The 1,322-nt window shown below is 42.5% G+C and carries 2 protein-coding genes; both read left to right on the plus strand.

Features of this window, described 5'->3' with window-relative positions:
• Positions 1-403: 403 nt before the first annotated feature.
• The gene (locus R7190_RS25555) at positions 404-736 is read left to right on the plus strand and encodes a DUF1904 domain-containing protein (protein ID WP_005483015.1); all 333 of its coding nucleotides are present in this window, start codon (positions 404-406) and stop codon (positions 734-736) included.
• 12 nt (positions 737-748) lie between these two features.
• A partial coding sequence (locus R7190_RS25560; protein WP_318137640.1) for a penicillin-insensitive murein endopeptidase occupies positions 749-1,322 on the plus strand: 574 nt, incomplete at its 3' end.

The following is a 1,322-nucleotide window of genomic DNA, read 5'->3' on the forward strand; positions in this document are numbered from 1 at the left end:
ATCCGCGTGTTGGGAGTTCGAATCTCTCCACCCCTGCCATATTTAAAGCCTCAGTCGAAAGACTGGGGCTTTTTTACGTTTGTAAAATGGCAAAATTTATTCTTTGTGAACTCAAGTTCCCAAATAGGCGATTCTAGGCGCGTAGCTAATGGTAGCTAATGGTAGCTAAGTCTGAACTGCCCTAATCTCTTATCTACTTTCCCTATATAAAGAACAGCAGATTTCCAGCTAGCCGCTAGTGATCCCTTGTCGTTGAATGTCACTGATTGGAATCTCACGCTCTTGTTGATATTTATTAGCGTTTTTCTGGGTATTTTTAAGAACGCGTCTAGTTGTTGTTGGGATGATTAGCGTTGTTGTTCCTGTTATCATCTTAGGACAATACAAATATAGGATTAACCTTATGCCACATCTACGATTTCGCGCTGTAGAACCTCAAGCAGTACAAGCTTTGTCAAAGCCACTGACTGACGAGCTCCAGCCACTAATGAATAGTCCACGAGAAGATTTTACTTTTGAGTACATCTACACAACTTTCTTTAGTGAAGGCGAGGTAAGTCCTGCTTATCCTTTTGTTGAAGTTTTGTGGTTTGATCGAGGACAAGAGACTCAAGACAAGGTGGCGAAAGTAATTACACAACAGGTTCGTGGTGTAGTCGGTGAAGATATTGATGTAGCAGTCATTTTTTCTGCACTATCGCCAAATGCCTACTATGATAATGGTGAACATTACTAAAGGGGATGTATGATGCGGCTGAGTCTTTCTTTTTATTTAAGTTTATTTTTCTCAGCTCCTCTTTATGCTACGCCATGGGAGCAAGTTAGTGCTCCCACTCATAATATATCCTCTTCTATTGGTAGTTACGCGAAAGGCTGCTTAGATGGGGCTTCCCCGCTGCCTTTAGAAGGTACAGGTTATCAAGTGTTACGTAGTCGAACGAATCGCTACTATGGGCACCCTAACACTATAGATTTTGTTGAAAGCCTAGCTTTAAAGGCGAATCAAAAGTTAAAAACTACTTTACTAATTGGCGACCTTTCTTTACCTCGTGGCGGCCGTTTTTCATCTGGTCATTCAAGCCATCAAACGGGGCTGGATATTGATATCTGGTTGCGTTTAGCTGACTCTCCCCCCTCCTATAACGAACTTCACTTGCCGATTCCTATGGGAGTGGTTGAGCTGCAAGACTACTCGATATTAAATCATCAATGGGATAAGAGGCATTTTGAACTCATCCGTTATGCTGCTAAGAGCGATGAGGTGGCTCGTATCTTTGTTCACCCTGTTATCAAGGAGCAACTGTGTGCTCAGGAAGGGGGAA

This window comes from Vibrio sp. 1078-1 (assembly GCF_033340475.1).